The sequence below is a fragment of the Mycobacterium hippophais genome (assembly GCF_027529605.1).
In the GTDB taxonomy this organism is placed as follows: Bacteria; Actinomycetota; Actinomycetes; order Mycobacteriales; family Mycobacteriaceae; genus Mycobacterium; species Mycobacterium arseniciresistens.
In genome coordinates this window covers 83,414-100,338 of sequence record NZ_JAPZPY010000015.1, presented here as the reverse complement: position 1 = coordinate 100,338, position 16,925 = coordinate 83,414, and the positions used below count along the sequence as shown (strand labels likewise).

17 protein-coding genes and 1 riboswitch are annotated in these 16,925 nt (G+C 71.4%); of the genes, 5 read left to right on the top strand and 12 right to left on the bottom strand.

All coding sequences use genetic code 11. The features are described 5' to 3' along the window. Positions 1 to 15 precede the first annotated feature (15 nt). Complete coding sequence (locus O6P37_RS25170) at positions 16 to 1,329, top strand: uracil-xanthine permease family protein (RefSeq protein ID WP_269896637.1); 1,314 nt, start codon at positions 16 to 18, stop codon at positions 1,327 to 1,329. A gap of 1 nt (position 1,330) precedes the next feature. Here the strand turns inward: O6P37_RS25170 and O6P37_RS25165 are convergent, their stop codons facing one another. The 11 genes from O6P37_RS25165 to O6P37_RS25115 all read right to left on the bottom strand — a co-directional run bounded on the left by O6P37_RS25165 (position 1,331) and on the right by O6P37_RS25115 (position 10,959). Next, positions 1,331 to 2,782 (bottom strand): M20/M25/M40 family metallo-hydrolase, encoded by a 1,452-nt coding sequence (locus O6P37_RS25165; protein WP_269896636.1) that lies wholly within the window; start codon positions 2,780 to 2,782, stop codon positions 1,331 to 1,333. Further along, the gene (locus O6P37_RS25160; protein ID WP_269896635.1) at positions 2,779 to 4,281 is read right to left on the bottom strand and encodes a M28 family metallopeptidase; all 1,503 of its coding nucleotides are present in this window, start codon (positions 4,279 to 4,281) and stop codon (positions 2,779 to 2,781) included. The genes O6P37_RS25165 and O6P37_RS25160 overlap by 4 nt, the downstream gene beginning before the upstream one ends. A gap of 61 nt (positions 4,282 to 4,342) precedes the next feature. Then, on the bottom strand, positions 4,343 to 5,101 hold the full coding sequence (locus O6P37_RS25155; RefSeq protein WP_269896634.1) for an ABC transporter permease: 759 nt from the start codon (positions 5,099 to 5,101) through the stop codon (positions 4,343 to 4,345). After that, a complete protein-coding gene (locus tag O6P37_RS25150) occupies positions 5,098 to 6,006 on the bottom strand; it encodes an ATP-binding cassette domain-containing protein (RefSeq protein WP_269896633.1) in 909 nt (302 codons plus the stop codon). The genes O6P37_RS25155 and O6P37_RS25150 overlap by 4 nt, the downstream gene beginning before the upstream one ends. A gap of 40 nt (positions 6,007 to 6,046) precedes the next feature. Beyond that, positions 6,047 to 6,337: a WXG100 family type VII secretion target gene (locus O6P37_RS25145; protein ID WP_264012446.1), complete on the bottom strand. Its 291-nt coding sequence runs from the start codon at positions 6,335 to 6,337 to the stop codon at positions 6,047 to 6,049. An 11-nt stretch (positions 6,338 to 6,348) separates the two neighbouring features. Beyond that, positions 6,349 to 6,654: a type VII secretion target gene (locus tag O6P37_RS25140; protein ID WP_269896632.1), complete on the bottom strand. Its 306-nt coding sequence runs from the start codon at positions 6,652 to 6,654 to the stop codon at positions 6,349 to 6,351. 101 nt (positions 6,655 to 6,755) lie between these two features. After that, a complete protein-coding gene (locus O6P37_RS25135) occupies positions 6,756 to 7,520 on the bottom strand; it encodes an SGNH/GDSL hydrolase family protein (protein ID WP_269896631.1) in 765 nt (254 codons plus the stop codon). Continuing rightward, the gene (gene thiG, locus O6P37_RS25130) at positions 7,517 to 8,278 is read right to left on the bottom strand and encodes a thiazole synthase (RefSeq protein WP_408633250.1); all 762 of its coding nucleotides are present in this window, start codon (positions 8,276 to 8,278) and stop codon (positions 7,517 to 7,519) included. Before thiG ends, O6P37_RS25135 begins: the two co-directional genes overlap by 4 nt. Next, positions 8,271 to 8,468, bottom strand: coding sequence for a sulfur carrier protein ThiS (gene thiS / locus O6P37_RS25125; protein ID WP_269896630.1), 198 nt, complete (start codon positions 8,466 to 8,468; stop codon positions 8,271 to 8,273). Before thiS ends, thiG begins: the two co-directional genes overlap by 8 nt. Further along, positions 8,465 to 9,475, bottom strand: coding sequence for a glycine oxidase ThiO (gene thiO / locus O6P37_RS25120; RefSeq protein ID WP_269896629.1), 1,011 nt, complete (start codon positions 9,473 to 9,475; stop codon positions 8,465 to 8,467). The genes thiS and thiO overlap by 4 nt, the downstream gene beginning before the upstream one ends. Beyond that, a riboswitch (TPP riboswitch) is annotated at positions 9,465 to 9,575 on the bottom strand. It overlaps the preceding gene by 11 nt. A gap of 4 nt (positions 9,576 to 9,579) precedes the next feature. Further along, positions 9,580 to 10,959, bottom strand: coding sequence for an FAD-dependent oxidoreductase (locus O6P37_RS25115; RefSeq protein ID WP_269896628.1), 1,380 nt, complete (start codon positions 10,957 to 10,959; stop codon positions 9,580 to 9,582). 109 nt (positions 10,960 to 11,068) lie between these two features. Here O6P37_RS25115 and thiE point away from each other — a divergent pair, with 109 nt between their 5' ends. Further along, the gene (gene thiE / locus O6P37_RS25110) at positions 11,069 to 11,734 is read left to right on the top strand and encodes a thiamine phosphate synthase (RefSeq protein ID WP_269896627.1); all 666 of its coding nucleotides are present in this window, start codon (positions 11,069 to 11,071) and stop codon (positions 11,732 to 11,734) included. On the opposite strand, the gene O6P37_RS25105 is transcribed toward thiE, so the two are convergent. After that, positions 11,718 to 12,221, bottom strand: a complete 504-nt coding sequence (locus tag O6P37_RS25105; RefSeq protein ID WP_269896626.1) for an NUDIX hydrolase — start codon at positions 12,219 to 12,221, stop codon at positions 11,718 to 11,720. The genes thiE and O6P37_RS25105 overlap by 17 nt on opposite strands. A gap of 134 nt (positions 12,222 to 12,355) precedes the next feature. Here O6P37_RS25105 and glnX point away from each other — a divergent pair, with 134 nt between their 5' ends. From glnX to O6P37_RS25090, 3 genes are read left to right on the top strand one after another with little or no spacing between them, the layout of a single operon-like run. Further along, the gene (gene glnX, locus O6P37_RS25100) at positions 12,356 to 13,675 is read left to right on the top strand and encodes a protein kinase G-activating protein GlnX (RefSeq protein ID WP_264013602.1); all 1,320 of its coding nucleotides are present in this window, start codon (positions 12,356 to 12,358) and stop codon (positions 13,673 to 13,675) included. Further along, entirely contained in the window at positions 13,675 to 14,667 is a 993-nt protein-coding gene (locus tag O6P37_RS25095; protein WP_269896625.1) for a glutamate ABC transporter substrate-binding protein, read from the top strand. Before glnX ends, O6P37_RS25095 begins: the two co-directional genes overlap by 1 nt. Next, positions 14,667 to 16,910: a serine/threonine-protein kinase PknG gene (locus O6P37_RS25090; RefSeq protein ID WP_269896624.1), complete on the top strand. Its 2,244-nt coding sequence runs from the start codon at positions 14,667 to 14,669 to the stop codon at positions 16,908 to 16,910. The genes O6P37_RS25095 and O6P37_RS25090 overlap by 1 nt, the downstream gene beginning before the upstream one ends. Positions 16,911 to 16,925: the final 15 nt, after the last annotated feature.

The following is a 16,925-nucleotide window of genomic DNA, read 5'->3' as shown; positions in this document are numbered from 1 at the left end:
GCAATATAGGCACCCATGACCGCACCGGGGAGCCGATGGACCTGGACTCACGTCGAGTCCCGCGCCGACAGCGACTTCGTCGTCGCTCCCGACGAACGCCTGGACTGGGCCCGCACCGTGGGTCTCGGCGCGCAGCACGTGGTGGCGATGTTCGGCGCCACGTTCCTGGTGCCGGTGCTCACCGGTTTCCCGCCGGCGACCACGCTGCTGTTCTCCGGGATCGGCACCATCCTGTTCCTGATCATCACGGGCAACCGGCTGCCGAGCTACCTCGGCTCGAGTTTCTCGGTGATCGCCCCGGTGACGGGCGCGGTCGCCGCGCAGGGCACCGGAAGCGCGCTCGGCGGACTGATCGCCGTCGGACTGATGCTGATCGTCATCGGCGCGGTGGTGCACGTCGTCGGCACGCACTGGATCGACGTCACGCTGCCGCCGGTGGTGACCGGTGCGATCGTCGCATTGATCGGACTGAACCTCGCCCCGGCGGCGAAGGACAACTTCGAGAAGGGACCGCTGGTCGGCCTGGTGACCCTGGTGCTGCTGGTGGTGGTGCTCGCGTTCTTCCGCGGCATCGTCGGCCGGCTGGCGATCTTCCTCGCGGTGGTGGCCGGCTACCTGCTGGCGCTGGCGCTCGGTGACCTCGACCCGGACAAGAAGGCCGCCGTCGCCTCGGCCGCATGGGTCGGGCTGCCGGAGTTCCAGACGCCGTCGTTCACCTTGTCGGTGCTGCCGCTCTTCCTGCCCGCCGTCATCGCGCTGGTCGCCGAGAACATCGGGCACGTCAAGTCGGTCGGCCAGATGACCGGCACCGACGCCGATCCGCTGATCGGCCGCGCCCTGATGGCCGACGGTGTGGCCACCACCCTGGCCGGCGCAGGCGGCGGATCGGCCACCACCACCTACGCCGAGAACATCGGCGTGATGGCCGCGACCCGGGTGTTCTCGACCGCCGCCTACTGGGTGGCGGCCGTGGTGGCGATCGCACTCGCGTTGTGCCCCAAGGTCGGAGCGGTGATCGCGGCGACACCCGACGGTGTGCTCGGCGGCGCCACCGTGGTGCTCTACGGCCTCGTCGGCATCATCGGCGTGCGGATCTGGCTGACCAACGACGTCGACTTCGCCAAGCCGGTCAACCAGCTGACCGCGGCCATCCCGCTGATCATCGGCATTGCCGATTTCAGTTGGCAGGCAGGGAGTCTGACGTTCACCGGGATCGCTCTCGGTTCGATCGCCGCGCTGCTGGTGTACCACGGCATGCGGCTGCTGGGATTGGTGCGGGGCGTCCGCGACGACCAGCGCGACCCGGATCCGACGTCGCCGGTCGGCTAGGTCAGCGCCCTCTGCGGTCGCGCCGATCGCGTGGCGGCACACCGTTGGGGCCGTCGGTGGACCGGGCGTAGGCGCCCACGCCGTAGGCCACCGCGGGGCCCATCACGGACAGGGCGTGCCGGTCGACGTTGTCGACGGTGTCGCGCCGCGTGTGGTAGTTCGGGTCGAACGCGACATCGGCCCGGCCACCCCAGAGTCGCGCCTGCACAGCGGTCTTGCGCTGCGCCGCGCCCGTGGTGACCCCGCCGATCGGCACGCCGGCGGTGACGAAGGGGTGGTAGTCGGTGCGGTCGCCGATCGGCATGTCGGCCGGCCGGACGCCGGCGAGGTTGAGGTAGCCGGCCAGCGTGCGTTCGATGCCCGCCGAGCCTTCCGGCGTCGCACCGCCCGGTTGTGCCGAGGCGGACTGGTCGCCGTCGTAGGTGAAGTACCCGGGGTTGGGCGAGCCGAGCATGTCGAAGTTGAGGTAGAGCGCGATGTCGTCGAGCCGGTCGCGATCCAGGCCGCGCACATAGGCCTGGGAACCGGCAAGGCCGATCTCCTCCGAACCCCAGAAGGCGAACCGCACCGTGTTGCGCACATCGGGCGAGGCGCCGAGCTGCAGTGCGGTCTCGAGCAGCGCCGCCACCCCGGTGCCGTTGTCGTTGATGCCGGGCCCGCCCGCGACGCTGTCGAGGTGCGCGCCGGCCAGCACGACGTTCGCGGTGTCACCGGTCTTAGTCTGCGCCAACAAGTTCCGCGACTTGACCAGCACCGGTTCCCCGTCGAGCACCAATCGCACGGGCGCGGCGGTGCGGCGCAGCGCCGCGTTGGCGGCGGCGTCGATGATGCCCACCGGGACGTCGAGGTCGCGGTAGTAGCCGGGGGTGAACAGCCCGGGCGTCGCTGCGTCCGGCCGGGCAGCGACCACCAGCAGACCGACGGCGCCGCCCGCCACGGCGGCGTCGTGCTTGGCGACCACCGAACATCCGGCGTCGTCGACCACGGCGATGGCCCCCTCGACGTCCACACCGCGGTAGGCCTCGCGGGTGCATCCGTCGGGTGACGCGGGCCGCAACGTGACGGCGTTCAGCCCGCCCGGGCGGGTGGTCACCAGCAGCGACGCCTGCTGCACCGAGTGGTCGCGACCGGCGACCGTGACGCGGGGCTTGCCACCCCGGGTCGAGCCGTAGCGCTCGAACTCGGGCGTCTCTACGTCGAACCCCTTGTCGCGCAGCAGCTTCGCAACGTAGTCGACGCTGGCGTCGTAACCGGGTGTGCCCTCGGCCCGATTACCGCCGTGCTGGTCGGCGATGGACTGAAGGGCGTCGAGGTGCGCGGCCATCGCGTCGATGCCCACCCGGGCCGCCAGATCGCCGGCGAGGTCGGTGGGTGGTGGCGGCGCCGACGACGGGGAGCAGGCCGCCAGCAGCGCCGTCGCCGCGATCGCGACGACCGTCCGCGCGAGCATCATGCGTCGGACAGCGGATGGCGGGTGCGGTCCTCGCGCAGCGGGACGCCGTTGCGACCGCGCTGATCCTGGGCGTACAACCCGACTGCGTACGGCACTGCGCCACCGTTGATCTCCATCGAGGTGCGGTCGATGTGTTCGAGGGTGTCGTTCTTCTTGTGGTAGTTCGGGTCGAACGGCTGGTCGGCCTCGCCGCCCCACAGTTCCGCCTGCTCCTTGGTCATCTTGTTCTCCGCGCCCGAGAACGTGCCACCGGCCGGGATGCCGGCCGCGGTGAACCCGTCGTAGTCGGACCGGCCGTCGAAGTAGATGTCCTGCGCCTTCTTGTCGGTGCCCTGGTAATAGGCGACCAGTGCGCGCTCGATGCCCGCCGAACCCTCCGGCACCCGCGGCACGCCTCCGCGCGGGTCGGGCCGCGAGGACTGGTCGCCGTCGTAGGTGAAGTACCCCGGGTTGGGCGAGCCGACCATGTCGAAGTTGAGGTAGAGCGCGATGTCCTTGAGAGCCTCCTGGTCGAGCGACTCGACGTACTGGGTTGAACCGATCAGCCCGAGTTCCTCGGCGCCCCAGAACGCGAAGCGCACCGCATTGCGGACATCCGGCGAACTGCCCAGTTGCAGCGCGGTTTCCAGCACCGCGGCCACCCCGGAGCCGTTGTCGTTGATGCCCGGGCCCTCCGGCACGCTGTCCAGGTGTGCGCCGGCCATCACCACGTCGGCGGTCGAACCGGTCTTGGTCTGTGCGATCACGTTGCGGGTGCGCTCGGTGCGCACGCCGGCCTTCAACCGCAGGGTCGTCTCGCCGGGGTTGCCGCGCAACTGCGCGCCGTCGGCCTTCCCGACGCTGACGACCGGGATCTTCACCTCGGTCGTCTCACCGAGCGTGCCGCCCATCTGGTCGCCGTCCTCGTTGTCGGCGACGACGAGCGCGACGGCGCCGCGTTGCGCCGCGGCGGCCTGCTTGTCACCGAACGGGCATTCGCCGCGGTCGACGAGCACGACGGCGCCGCGCACCGGTAATCCGTCGTAGTCCTCGGCGGTGCACCCCGGCGAGTCCTCGACGCGGGCGGCCACCAGCGGTCCGGTCACCCCCTGGGGCGGCGTGCCGATGGTGAACTCGAGGGGGCGGGCCGGCACCGTCCGGCCGCTCACGCGCAGTTCCGGCTCCTCCGCGAACGGCAGTTTCACCTCGAATTCGTTCGCCTGGACGTCGAATCCCTTGTCGCGCAACGCATTCGCGACATAGGCCACGCTGGCGTCATATCCGGGGGTGCCCAATGCCCGGTTGCCGCCGTGGTCGTCCGCGATCTGCTGCAGCTTCTCCAGGTGACCCATCATCGCGTCGACCGACACCCGCGCCCGCAGCTGGTCGGCGAACTCCGTCGCGGCCGGTGACGCCTCCTGCGTCGCCGGTGGCGACTCCGGTTCGGAATCGCGGCCGCAGCCGCCCAATGCCGCGGTGACGACCAGCGCCGTCAGCACGGCCGATGTTCTGCGCCCCATGGCACACACGTTAGCCGTTCGCACCGAGTGCCCAGGCAAACCCGTTGCGACCGAGTGGCCGTCACGCGTCGCGGCGGACGAACACCACCGCCGCGGCCACCCACACCACGGCGACGGTCGCGGCGAAGAACACCAGTGACCCGGCAGGTCCCCACGCCATGTCGAAGGTCGGATACAGCCACGTGACGTCGAGGAACCTGAAGACGTTGCCGAACGGCAGCCACGGCCCGACGCGGGTGCCGAGGTCCGGCACGTTGGCCAGGATGGGCTCGGCCACCAGGGGCCACAGCAGAAGCACCGCGACCGCTCCGGCCGCGACGCGCAGCAGCGCACCGACGGCGACCCCGAGCACGGCGGCCAGCGCCGCGTACAGCGCGACCCCGCCGATCACCTCCCACACCTCCCGGGATGCCGGCGACAGCGGGCCACCGGCCAGCGGGTCGGCGGCCAACCGGGCCACCACGATCGCGGCCAGCGCCATCACCGCGGCACTGATCGCCGAGAAGGTCGCCGCCACCGCCGTCTTGGCGGCCAGCACGCCGGTGCGCTGCGGAGTCGCGAGCAGCGTGGTGTGGATCAGCCCGTGGCGGTACTCCGCGGTCATCGCCGTCGACGCCAGGATCATCAGCACCGGCACACCGAACACGGTCACCCCCAGCGCGGCCTCCTGCGGTGACACCGGGCTGTACTCGTAGGCCGTGCGCCCCTGCACCGCGGCCAGCCCGAGCGACAGCAGCGCGGCGCCTACCACCGACCACAGCGGCGCGCGGGTGGTGAACAGCTTGATCCGCTCGGCGGACAACACGGCGAGCCCGCTCATCGGGCTCCCGCCCTGTGGTCGACCGCCCCGTCGGTGAGCGCCAGGTACGCCGCCTCCAGCGAGGCCTCCCGGGTGCTGAGCTCGTGCAGCGTGATGCCGTTGCGCGCGGCCAGGTCGCCGACGACCTCGATGGCCGCACCGCGCACGGTCAGGCCGTCGCCGTCCCCGTCGGGCGCCACCTCGATGTCGGCGTCGCGCAGCAGATCGCGCAGGGTGTCCCGCTGGGGGCTGCGCACCCGGATCGTCTGGCCGCCGGCACCGACGAAGTCGGCCACGGTGGTGGCCGCGATGAGCCTGCCGCGGCCGATCACCACCAGCCGGTCGGCGGTGTTGGCCATCTCGGCCAGCAGGTGGCTCGACACCAGCACGGTGCGGCCCTGCCCGGCGAGCGTGCGCATCAGCGTGCGCACCCAGTGGATGCCCTCCGGGTCGAGTCCGTTGACCGGTTCGTCGAACAGCAGCACCGGCGGGTCGCCGAGCAGGGCGGCGGCGATGCCGAGCCGCTGGCCCATGCCGAGCGAGAGTGCGCCGGCAGGCCGGCCCGCCACCGCCGTCAGCCCGACCATGTCGAGCACCTCGTCGACCCGGCGGCCGGGAATCCGGTTGGCCGCGGCGATCCAGCGCAGGTGGTTGCGGGCGCTGCGCTGCGGATGCAGCTGCCGGGCGTCGAGCAGGGCGCCCACGGTGCGCAGCGGCTCACGCAGGTCGCGGTAGGCGCGGCCGTCGATCGTCGCGGTCCCCGACGTCGGGTGGTCGAGGCCGAGGATCAACCGCATCGTGGTGGTCTTGCCCGCGCCGTTGGGCCCGAGGAAGCCGGTGACGACGCCGGGCTCGACGGTGCACGTCAGGTCGTCGACGGCGCGGGTGTCGCCGAAGGTCTTGGTCAGTGCGGTCAGTTGGATCATCGGCGCCCATCATCCCAGGGGACGCCGATCGGGTCGGGGGTCAGTTGAAGAGGCCGGACACCTGGCTCTCGGTGTCCTTCATGAGGCCGTGCGCCGCCTCGACCGCCTGCACGAGGCGCCTCAGCGCCGCGGACTCCTCGACGGACTCCTTCTGCCACTCACGCTGACGCTGCTCCCACGACCCTTCGCCGGAGCCGGTCCACTCGCTGCCCGCGATCTGGTCGACCAGGGCGCCCTCCTCGGCCGTCAGCTCCTCGAGCTTGGCGGCTTCGGCGTTCAGCTCGTCGACGGCTTGCTGGGCCTCGTTGAATTTCAGGACGATGTCGGTCATCGCGAGTCCTCTCAGATGCCCATCTGGCCGGAAAGGCCGCCGGCCGCGTCGGCGTCGGTCTGGTCGTATTGATTGGCGGCCTGGATGAGCGCGTCGGCGATCTCCATCTCTTCGCGCCGGGTGTCGGACGCCTCCTGCACATAACTCTCCAGCGCTTTCTGCACCGCGTCCCCGCCCTGGCCGGTCCACGCCCCGGTGAACGCGGAGGCGATCCGCACGACATTCGAGACGTGCTCGGCGCGCTGATCGGCGAACTCGTGCATCCTGGCGGCCTGCTCGCGCAGGACCTTCGGGTCGACGCCCAGCGGTGAAGTCATCGTCACGTCCTCGGGTTCTCCGGTAGCTGCGGCCAGTCGCACGGCCGTCGACGATTATCGTCGCATGCACCCCGCACCCGCGGATGCACGAATTCGGCCCGTCAGCGCAGCGCGTCGAGCACCAGATCGGCGACGGCGCGCATCCCCGCGGCGTTGGGGTGCAACGGCGCCGGACGGCCGGGCAGGGGCAGGCCGGGCCGCGTCGTCCACGGCTGCGCCGACCACGCGTGGTGGGCACGGCTGGCCTCGGCGGCCCGCACCCATCGGCACCCGGTCGCCGCGGCTGCCTCACCGGTCAACCGCTCGAGGGTGTCGGCCACCCGCCGGCCCAGCGCGGCGTCGACACCGGCCAGCGGCGGTGCGGGCGAACCGGCCGGCGGCAGCAGCGTCAGGTAGTCGACGAACAGCACGGTGGCGCGCGGCGAACGTTCGCGGACGGCCTGCCCGACCCGCTGCAGCGAATCGGCGACCAGCACCAGGGCGCGGTCGCGCGCCGTCGGGTCGAGCAGGTCGCGGATCCGGCCGCCGAGCAGCGGCAGTGAGCGGGTGAACCGCGGCAGCGCGGCGACGGTCAGCAGGGGCACGTAGCCGGCGTCGTTGCCGCCGATCGTCACGGTCACCAGGCGCTCGTCACCGTCGAGCGCCTCGATCTGCGGCGGCACGCCGTTCTGCCGCTCGTCGAGCACGTGGGCGGTGGTGGCGCCGGAGTAGGTGACATCGACCAATTCGAGATCGAGCGCCGCGGCCACCAGGTGGGGGTAGTTGCGTACCGACCGGCCGGCCCGGAACGGCGCCCCGTCAGCCGACGGGCGGATCCCCGGCCCGGCGGCCATCGAGCTGCCGAGCGCGACGTAGCGGCCGTTCACAGCGACGGGCTCGACGCCTGCGCCCAGAACCGCTTGGGGATCCGGCCGGCCTGGCGGGCGAGGCGTCCGGCCGTGACGGCGGCGGCCATCGCGGCGGCCATCAGCGCCGGGTCGGTGGCGCGGGTGACGGCGGTCGCCAGCAGCACGGCGTCGCAGCCCAGTTCCATCGCCATGGCCGCGTCACTGGCGGTGCCGATCCCGGCGTCGAGGATCACCGGGACGCCTGCCTGCTCGACGATCATCGCGATGTTGTGCGGGTTGGCGATGCCCAGACCGGTGCCGATCGGGGAACCCAGCGGCATCACCGCGGCGCAGCCGGTGTCCTCCAGCCGCCGCGCCAAGACCGGATCGTCGTTGGTGTACGGCAGCACGGTGAACCCGTCGTCGACGAGTTGCTCTGCGGCGCGGACCAATTCGATCGCATCGGGCAGCAGGGTGCGCTCGTCGGCGATCACCTCGAGCTTCACCCAGTCGGTGCCGAGCGCCTCACGCGCCAGTTGCGCGGTCAGCACCGCCTCGGCGGCGCCGCGGCAGCCCGCGGTGTTCGGCAGCGGCGTGATGCCCAGCCGGTTCAGCAGGTCGAGCACGCCGGTGCCGCTCTCGGCGTCCACCCGCCGCATCGCCACCGTCGTCAGCTCGGTGCCCGACGCGACCAGCGCCTGCTCGAGTACCGCAAGGTTGGCCGCGCCGCCGGTGCCAAGGATGAGCCGGGAGCCGAACTCCCTGCCCGCGATCGTCAGCTTGCCCGGATCAGCCACCCTGCACCGCCGTCACCACGTCCACCCTCGCGCCCTCGGCCAGCGGGGTCTCCCACTCCGACCGCGGCAGCACCGACCAGTCCACCGCCACCGCGATGCCCTTGTCCGGGAAGCCCATCCGGTCGAGCAGGTCGGCCACCGTGGGCCGGCCGTCCAGGTCGACGTCCTCGTTGTTCACCGTGACTCTCATGCCCTCACCCCTGCCATGACGTTCAATTCGGCCGCGATGCGTTCGGCGGTCCACGGTGCGAGCAGGAATCCGCTTCGGCCGTGGCCTGCCGCCACCATCGTGCGCTCGTCGAGGCGCTCGACGATCGGCACCCCGTCGGGCGTCATCGGCCGGAGTCCCGCCGCGCACTCGGCGAGTTCGTACTCCCCCAGCGCAGGCACCACCGCACACGCGTCGTCGAGCAGTTCGCGCACCCCCGCGACGGCGGGCGCGGTGTCGCGACCGTGTTCGTACTGGGTGGCGCCGACCACCACCCCGTCGGCGCGCGGCACCAGGTATACCGGCCGTCCGTGCACCCGGGCCCGGATCACCCGCTGCGGCACCGGCATACACCCGCGGCGCCACCGCAGTCGCAGCACCTCACCCTTCACCGGCCGGATCGGCAGCCCGGGCCAGAGGGTGGGCGCGTCGATGCCGTTGGCGATCACCCGGACGTCGGCGCCGACGTCGGACAGCTGGTCGACCGGGCCTTCCCACCGGACCCCGAGCCGATCACAGTGCGCGGCCAGCGCGTCGACCACCAACCGGTTGTCCACCGCCAGTTCGGTTCCCGCGACGAAGCCGTGCCTGATGCCCTGGGCCAGCAGCGGTTCGATCTCGCGTGCGGACGTGGTCGGGGTGACCGGGTGCCCCTGCTCGGCCAGGAACTGAGCCACAGTCCGCAGGTCCGCCGCGTCGGCGCGGTCGACGGCCACCACCAGCGACTCCCGCGCCGTCACCACGCCGTCCGGCATCCCGTCGAGGAAGCCCTCGTGCCACAGTCGCAGCGACTCCAGTCCGATCTGCAGCAGCCGCTCCTCACCGGGCCAGCCCTCGCTGTGCGGGGCGAGCATGCCACCGGCCACCCACGACGCGCCGTGCGCGTCGGCCCGGTGCACCGAGACCTGCCAGCCGTCGAGCGCGGCGCGGCGGGCGACGGCCAGGCCGATGACGCCGCCACCGATGACGGCGAGTGATCCCTGAGGCATTGCTGCTCCCTTCGCCGGCATGATCCGGATCAGGTCCGACGGTAAGGGCGGCGCGCGCCCACTCTCAGTCCCCGGTGCCGGGACTCCCGTGTCGAGCCTCCAGACTACCCGGCGGTGCCCTCCGCAACCGGGACGCGCTCGGCCGGATGCGACCGGCGGCGCGGCGAGAGGGCGCGCAGGGCGATCCTGGGATGCAGCAACCGCTGCGGCGGGTCGAGCAGGCCCACCACCCGGATGAACTGCTCGGCGACGTCGACGTCGTGTTCGCTCGCGGCCTGCACCCGGTCGACGTACCGGCCCATGAGCTTCATCGACAGGGACCGGTGCCCTTCGACCTCGGGCAGGCTCAGGTCGCCGCCGACCGCGAACTGCCATGCCACGCCGATCGGTTCGGCGGCGGCCCGGAAGTACCGCCGGGCCAGCCCGGCGGTGCCCGCCCGCAGGCTGTCCTGCAGCGCCTTCGCCTGCAGCGCGGCCACCGTCATGCCCTGGCCGTAGATCGGGTTGAAGCTGCAGATCGCGTCGCCGAGCACGAGGAAGCCGTCGGGGAAGCGGCGCATTTGGTCGTAGCGCCGCCACCTGCTCTCGGGGTAGCGGAAGCGGCAGACGTCGGCGACGGGTGTCGCGGCGCGAACCGCCTCGAGAACGTGCCGCGGCGCGAGGCCCGCGGCGAAGTCGACCATCTCGGACAGTTCACCGGGCGGCTCGTGGCCGGCCATCCCGAACACCGTGAATCCCCACATGTCGTTCTCGTAGCCGATCAGCGCCATCCCGGTCGGACGCCCGGGAACCGGGCTGACCAGGGCGATCATCTCGTCGATGGTGTGGGCCGGCATGTGCAGCAGCTGGCTCGAGTAGATCACCCGAACGCTGACGCTCTCCTCGGCCGGGCGCCCGTATCCCAGGCCCTCGACGAACGCGGGCGTCCGCGAACCGCGACCGGTCGAGTCGACCACCAGGTCCGCGGTGAGCACCTCGTCGCCGCCGCCGTGGTGCGGACGCACCCGCGCGCCGATGATGCGGTCGCGCGAGGCGTTGGTCACGATGTCGATGAGGTCGTGGCCGTCGAGGACGGTGACGTTGGGGATCGCACGCACCCGCCGCCGGACCAGCCCCTCGAGCAGCGGCCGGCTCGGCATGTACAGCGACGGGACGTTCTTGAACCCACCACTGGGCATGCTCGGGTGCCCGCCGAGGCACAGGTACATCTTCGACATGTCGGTGTAGTCCAGCGCGGGCACACCGGCGGCATCGAGGTCACCGGTGATGCCCGGGAGCAGCTCCTCGAGGATCCCGGTCCCGCGCCCGAGCAGGGCGTGCACATGCCTGCCCTGCGGTACGCCGCGGCGGTTGGCGGCGCCGTCGGGCAGCACGTCGCGCTCCACCACGGTGACGCTGTCGTAGAGGTCGGCGAGCACCCTTGCGGCCAGCAGGCCGCCCATGCTCGCGCCCAGCACCACTGCGCGTCCGCCGATTCTGTCCATGCCGCCACCTGCCTCACCGGGTTTGACCTGCTCATGGAGCGTCTCCCCGGCTCGGGCGGCCGCCTAGAGTAGTCCGCTACCCGACTTCGGCTAGCGTCGCGATGTGCTCATGCCACGCGAACGTCTGGCCGCCGCCTCGCTGTATCTGTGCACCGACGCCCGCCGCGAGCGCGGTGACCTCGCCGACTTCGCCGACGCCGCGCTGTCAGGCGGGGTGGACCTCATCCAGCTGCGGGACAAGGGCTCGCCCGGCGAGCAGCGGTTCGGCCCTCTGGAGGCACGCCAGGAGATCGAGGCGCTCGCGGTGCTGGGCGAGGCGGCGCGACGGCACGGCGCACTGCTGATGGTCAACGACCGCGCCGACATCGCGCGGGCGGCCGGCGCCGACGGCCTGCACCTCGGCCAGGACGACCTGCCGCTGCTGCTGGCCCGCGACATCCTGCGGCCGGGACCGGTGGTGGGCCGGTCCACCCATGATCTCGCGCAGGCGGAGGCGGCCGTCGCCGAGCAGGTCGACTACTTCTGCGTCGGCCCGTGCTGGCCGACGCCCACCAAGCCGGGGCGGCCGGCGCCCGGGCTCGACCTCGTCCGGGAGGTGGCGCGGTTGGCGCCGGCGAAGCCGTGGTTCGCCATCGGCGGCATCGACGAGCAGCGGCTGCCCGAGGTGCTGGCCGCAGGCGCTGCGCGCATCGTGGTGGTGCGGGCGATCACCGCCGCCGAGGATCCGGCGGCGGCGGCGCGGCGGTTGAAGGCGGCGCTCAGCTCTGCCCGTTGACCAGCAGCGGGATCGCCGCCGTCACGGTGCGCAGCCGCTCCCAGCTGGCGGCGAATCCCGGATGCAGCGGCAGCTCCGCCACCTCCTCCTCGGCCACCCAGCGCAGTTCGGCGCTCTCTCGGTTGGGCACAGTGTCGAGCAGTTCCGGCGCGTCGGCGATCACGGTGGTGTAGCTCCACGCCGCGCCGCCGATGCCGGCCACCTCGGCGGTGACGACGGTGGTCCGCACGGTGAGCTGATCGGTGGTGAGGCCGGCCTCTTCGTGCGCCTCGCGGACCGCGGCCTGTTCAGCGGTCTCGTGGCTGTCCCGTGCGCCCCCGGGCAGACCCCAGGTGCCGCCCTGGTGACTCCACACCGCGCGGTGCTGCAGCAGCACCGCGGGTGATCCGTCCGGGCGGGGCGCGCGCAGCAGCAGCCCGGCCGCGCCGTGTCTTCCCCAGAAACGGCCGCTGTCGGAGAACACCCAACCGTCACCGTCGCCGCGCATCCGTACAGGATAGGACTGCCCGACCTCGGACGGCCGTCGCCGATCGGGCGCGCGTCCTCCCCCGACCTCTTAGGATTCTTTTATAGAGTTGATCAAGTCGTTCACGCAGCCGGATAGATGAGGACCGCGCACAGGTGACTGTGGAGTTGGCGCACCCGTCAACCGAGCCGCTGGCGTCACGGTCACCCACGACGCCGGCGCATCCGCGGTGGTGGTTCCTCTGGACGACGCCCGGCCGCATCCTGACGATCGGCATGGTGCTCTCCGCACTGGCCATCTCCTGTGCGTTCGCCACGTCGACCAGCATCAACGACCGCCAGCAGGCGCTCACCACGGTGCTCGACCACACCGAGCCGCTGTCGTTCGCCGCCGGGCAGCTCTACACCCGGCTCTCGGTCGCCGACGCCGCCGCGGCCACCGCGTTCATCGCCGGCACCGAACCGCGCGACGTGCGGCAGCGCTACGAGCAGGCGATCACCGACGCGGCCGTCGCCCTCACCCGCGCCTCGAGCGGCCTCACCGATGAGCCGCTGGTGCAGCTGCTCGGCCGGATCAACGCGCGGCTGGCCGTCTACACCGGGCTCGTCGAGACCGCCCGCACCAACAACCGGGCGGGCAACCCGGTGGGCTCGTCCTACCTGTCCGAGGCCTCGTCGCTGATGCAGACGCAGATCCTGCCCGACGCGCAGCGGCTCTACCAGGAGACCTCGGCGCGGGTGGACGAGGAGACCACGGCCTCCACCCGGATCCCGAACCCGGTGATCCTGGTGGTGCTGGCGACGCTGCTGTTCGGCGCATTCGCCAACCGCTGGCTGGCGCGACGGACCCGGCGCCGGGTCAACATCGGTTTCGTCGCCGGCGGTCTGGCCGTGCTGATTATGGTGGTGTGGGTGGGAACGGCGCTCGCGATCTCCACCGCGGACAGCCGCAGCGCCAAGGGCGCCGGGGCGGAATCGCTGCGGACCATCACGACCCTGGCCATCACCGCCCAGCAGGCGCGCGCCGACGAGACGCTGGCGCTGATCCGGCGCGGCGACGAGAACGTCCGCAAGCAGTCCTACTACCAGCGCATCGACATGATGCAGCAGGAGTTGTCGGACTACCTCGGTCGCGACAATTCGATCGACACCACCGACCTGGCCAACGCGGAGGGTCTGCTGACCCGGTGGCGCGCCGCCGACGACCGGATCAACTCCTACATCGCGGTCGGCAACTATCAGGCCGCGACGCAGGTGGCACTGGGCACCGGCGAGGACGATTCCACCCCCGCGTTCGACAAGCTCAACGACGCCTTGAACAAGGGCATCGAGGAGAGCCGCGGCCAGCTGCGCAGCGACATCATGAATGCCCGTCGCGTGCTGTCGGGCGCCACCGCGGGCGCCGCAGTGCTCAGCGTGATCGCGGCGATCGCGGTGGCGCTGGGGCTGTGGCCACGACTCAGTGAGTACCGCTGATGAGCGCTTGCGCGAAGAAGAGACAGCCGCTGATGAGGCTGCTGCTCGCCCTCGTCACCGCCGCCGCGGTGCTCACCGGATGCGGGCAGGCGACGTCCTCGACTCCCGCGCCGGGGGTGACGCTCGCGCCGCCCACACCCGCCGGGATGGAGGAGCTGCCGCCGGAGCCGGTGCGGTTGCCCCCGACCGAGGACGACGACTGCAACCGCAGGGCGAGCCTGCGCCCGTTCAGCGACCGCGACGAGGCCGACGCGGCCGTGCGCAACATCCGGGACCGCGGCCGGCTGATCGTGGGGCTGGACATCGGCAGCAACCTGTTCTCCTTCCGCGACCCGATCACCGGTGAGATCACCGGCTTCGACGTCGACATCGCCGGCGAGATCGCCCGCGACATCTTCGGCTCGCCCGCCCAGGTCGAGTACCGCATCATGTCGTCGGCGGACCGCATCGCGGCGCTGCAGAACAACCAGGTGGACGTGGTCGTCAAGACGATGACGATCACCTGCGAGCGCAAGAAGCTGGTGAACTTCTCCACGGTGTACCTGACCGCCAACCAGCGGATCCTGGCCCCGCGCAGTTCGGCCATCTCGCAGGCGTCCGACCTGTCGGGCAAGCGGGTGTGCGTGGTCAAGGGCACCACGTCGCTGCGGCGGATCCAACAGATCAGCCCGTCGCCGATCATCGTCGCCGTGGTGACGTGGGCGGACTGCCTGGTGGCGCTGCAGCAGCGGCAGGTCGACGCCGTCAGCACCGACGACGCGATCCTTGCCGGGCTGGTGGCTCAGGACCCGTACCTGCACATCGTCGGGCCGAGCATGAACGAGGAGCCCTACGGCATCGGCGTCAACCTGCAGAACACCGGTCTGGTGCGCTTCGTCAACGGCACGCTGGAGCGGGTGCGGCGCGACGGGACGTGGAACACGCTGTACCGCAAGTGGTTGACGGTGCTCGGTCCGGCTCCCGCACCTCCGGTCGCAAGGTACGTCGACTGATGCCCGCCGTCGAGGACGACGAGGGCCCCGGCACGCAGCCGGCGTCGCTGGACGAGCTCGATTCCGTCGCGACGCTGCGGCCGATGGCGACGCAGGCGGTGTTCCGCCCGCATTTCGACGACACCGACAGCATCTCGGTGCGCACCGAGGACACCGACTCGCACGATCACCCGACGACGGTGACGCGCACACTCTCGCCGATCCGGCGGCTCGGCGGCGGGCTGGTCGAGATGCCGCGGGTGCCCGCCAAGGATCCGCTGGACGCGTTGATGGTCAACCCGGTGGTGGCCGAGTCGAAGAGGTTCTGCTGGAACTGCGGCCGCCCGGTGGGCCGGTCGTCGAAGGACGGCAGGGCGCGGTCCGAAGGCTCCTGTCCGCACTGCGGCAGCCCGTATTCATTTCTGCCGCAACTCAATCCCGGCGACATCGTCGCCGAGCAATACGAGATCAAGGGTTGCATCGCGCACGGCGGGCTGGGCTGGGTGTACCTGGCGTTCGACAAGAACGTCAACGACCGGCCCGTGGTGCTCAAGGGTCTGGTGCACACCGGCGACGCCGAGGCGCAGGCGATCGCCATGGCCGAACGGCAGTTCCTGGCCGAGGTGACCCATCCCGGCATCGTGAAGATCTACAACTTCGTCGAGCACAACGACAAGCACGGCAATCCGGTCGGCTACATCGTGATGGAGTACGTCGGCGGAACGTCGCTCAAGCAGGCCAAGGGGTCGGGCCTCGGGGTGGCCCAGTCGATCGGCTACATGCTCGAGATCCTGCCCGCAATGGGCTATCTGCATTCGATCGGCTTGACCTACAACGACCTCAAGCCCGAGAACATCATGCTCACCGAGGACCAGCTGAAGCTCATCGACCTCGGGGCGGTGTCGACGATCAACTCGTTCGGCTACCTGTACGGCACGCCGGGCTACCAGGCGCCGGAGATCGTGCGCACCGGTCCGACGGTGCAGACCGACATCTACACGGTCGGCCGGACGCTCGCGGCGCTGACGCTGGACCTGCGCACCCGCAAGGGCCGCTATGTCGACGGCCTGCCGGAGGACGATCCTGTTCTGATCCAATACGATTCGTTCGGCCGACTGCTGCGGCGGGCGATCGACCCGGACCCGCGGCGCCGGTTCGGGTCGGCCGAGGAGATGTCGGCGCAGCTGCTGGGCGTGCTGCGCGAGGTGGTGGCGCTCGACACCGGATCGCCAAGACCCGGTCTGTCCACGGTCTTCTCGCCGACGCGCTCGACGTTCGGCATCGACCTGCTGGTGGCACATACGGACGTCTATGTCGACGGCCAGGTGCATTCGGAGAAGCTCACCGCACAGGAGATCGTCAAGGCACTGCCGGTGCCGCTGGTCGACCCGGCCGACGTCGGTGCGGCGGTGTTGTCGGCGAGCGTGCTGAGCCAGCCGGTGCAGACGCTGGACCAGCTGCGTGCGGCACGGCACGGTGCGCTGGACTCGGAGGGCATCGACCTCTCGGAATCGGTTGAGCTGCCGCTGATGGAGGTGCGGGCGCTGCTCGACCTCGGCGACGTCGCGAAGGCCACCCGCAAGCTCGACGACCTCGCCGCCCGGGTGGGCTGGCGGTGGCGGCTGGTGTGGTTCCGCGCGGTCGCCGAACTGCTGTCGGCCGACTACGAGTCCGCCATGAAGCATTTCACCGAGGTGCTGGACACCCAGCCCGGCGAGCTGGCGCCCAAGCTGGCGTTGGCGGCGACGGCCGAACTCGCGGGCAGCGCCGACGAGCAGCGGTTCTACGACACGGTGTGGGGCACCGACAACGGCGTCATCTCGGCCGGTTTCGGCCTGGCGCGCGCCAACTCGGTCGAAGGCAACCGCGATGCGGCGGTCCGCACGCTGGACGAGGTCCCGGCCACCTCGCGGCATTTCACCACCGCCCGGCTGACCAGTGCGGTGACGCTGCTGTCCGGGCGATCGGCCGCCGAGATCACCGAACAGCAGATCCGCGACGCCGCGCGGCGCGTGGAGGCACTGCCCGACACCGAGCCGCGGGTGCTCCAGATCCGGGCACTCGTGCTCGGCACCGCGATGGACTGGCTCGCCGACAACACCGCGAGCACCAATCACATCCTCGGTTTCCCGTTCACCGAGCACGGCCTGCAGCTGGGTGTGGAGGCCTCGCTGCGCAGCCTCGCCAGGGTGGCGCCCACGCAGTCGCACCGTTACGCGCTGGTCGACCTGGCGAACAGCGTTCGCCCGATGAGCACCTTCTGACGGCGGAGGCTTGCG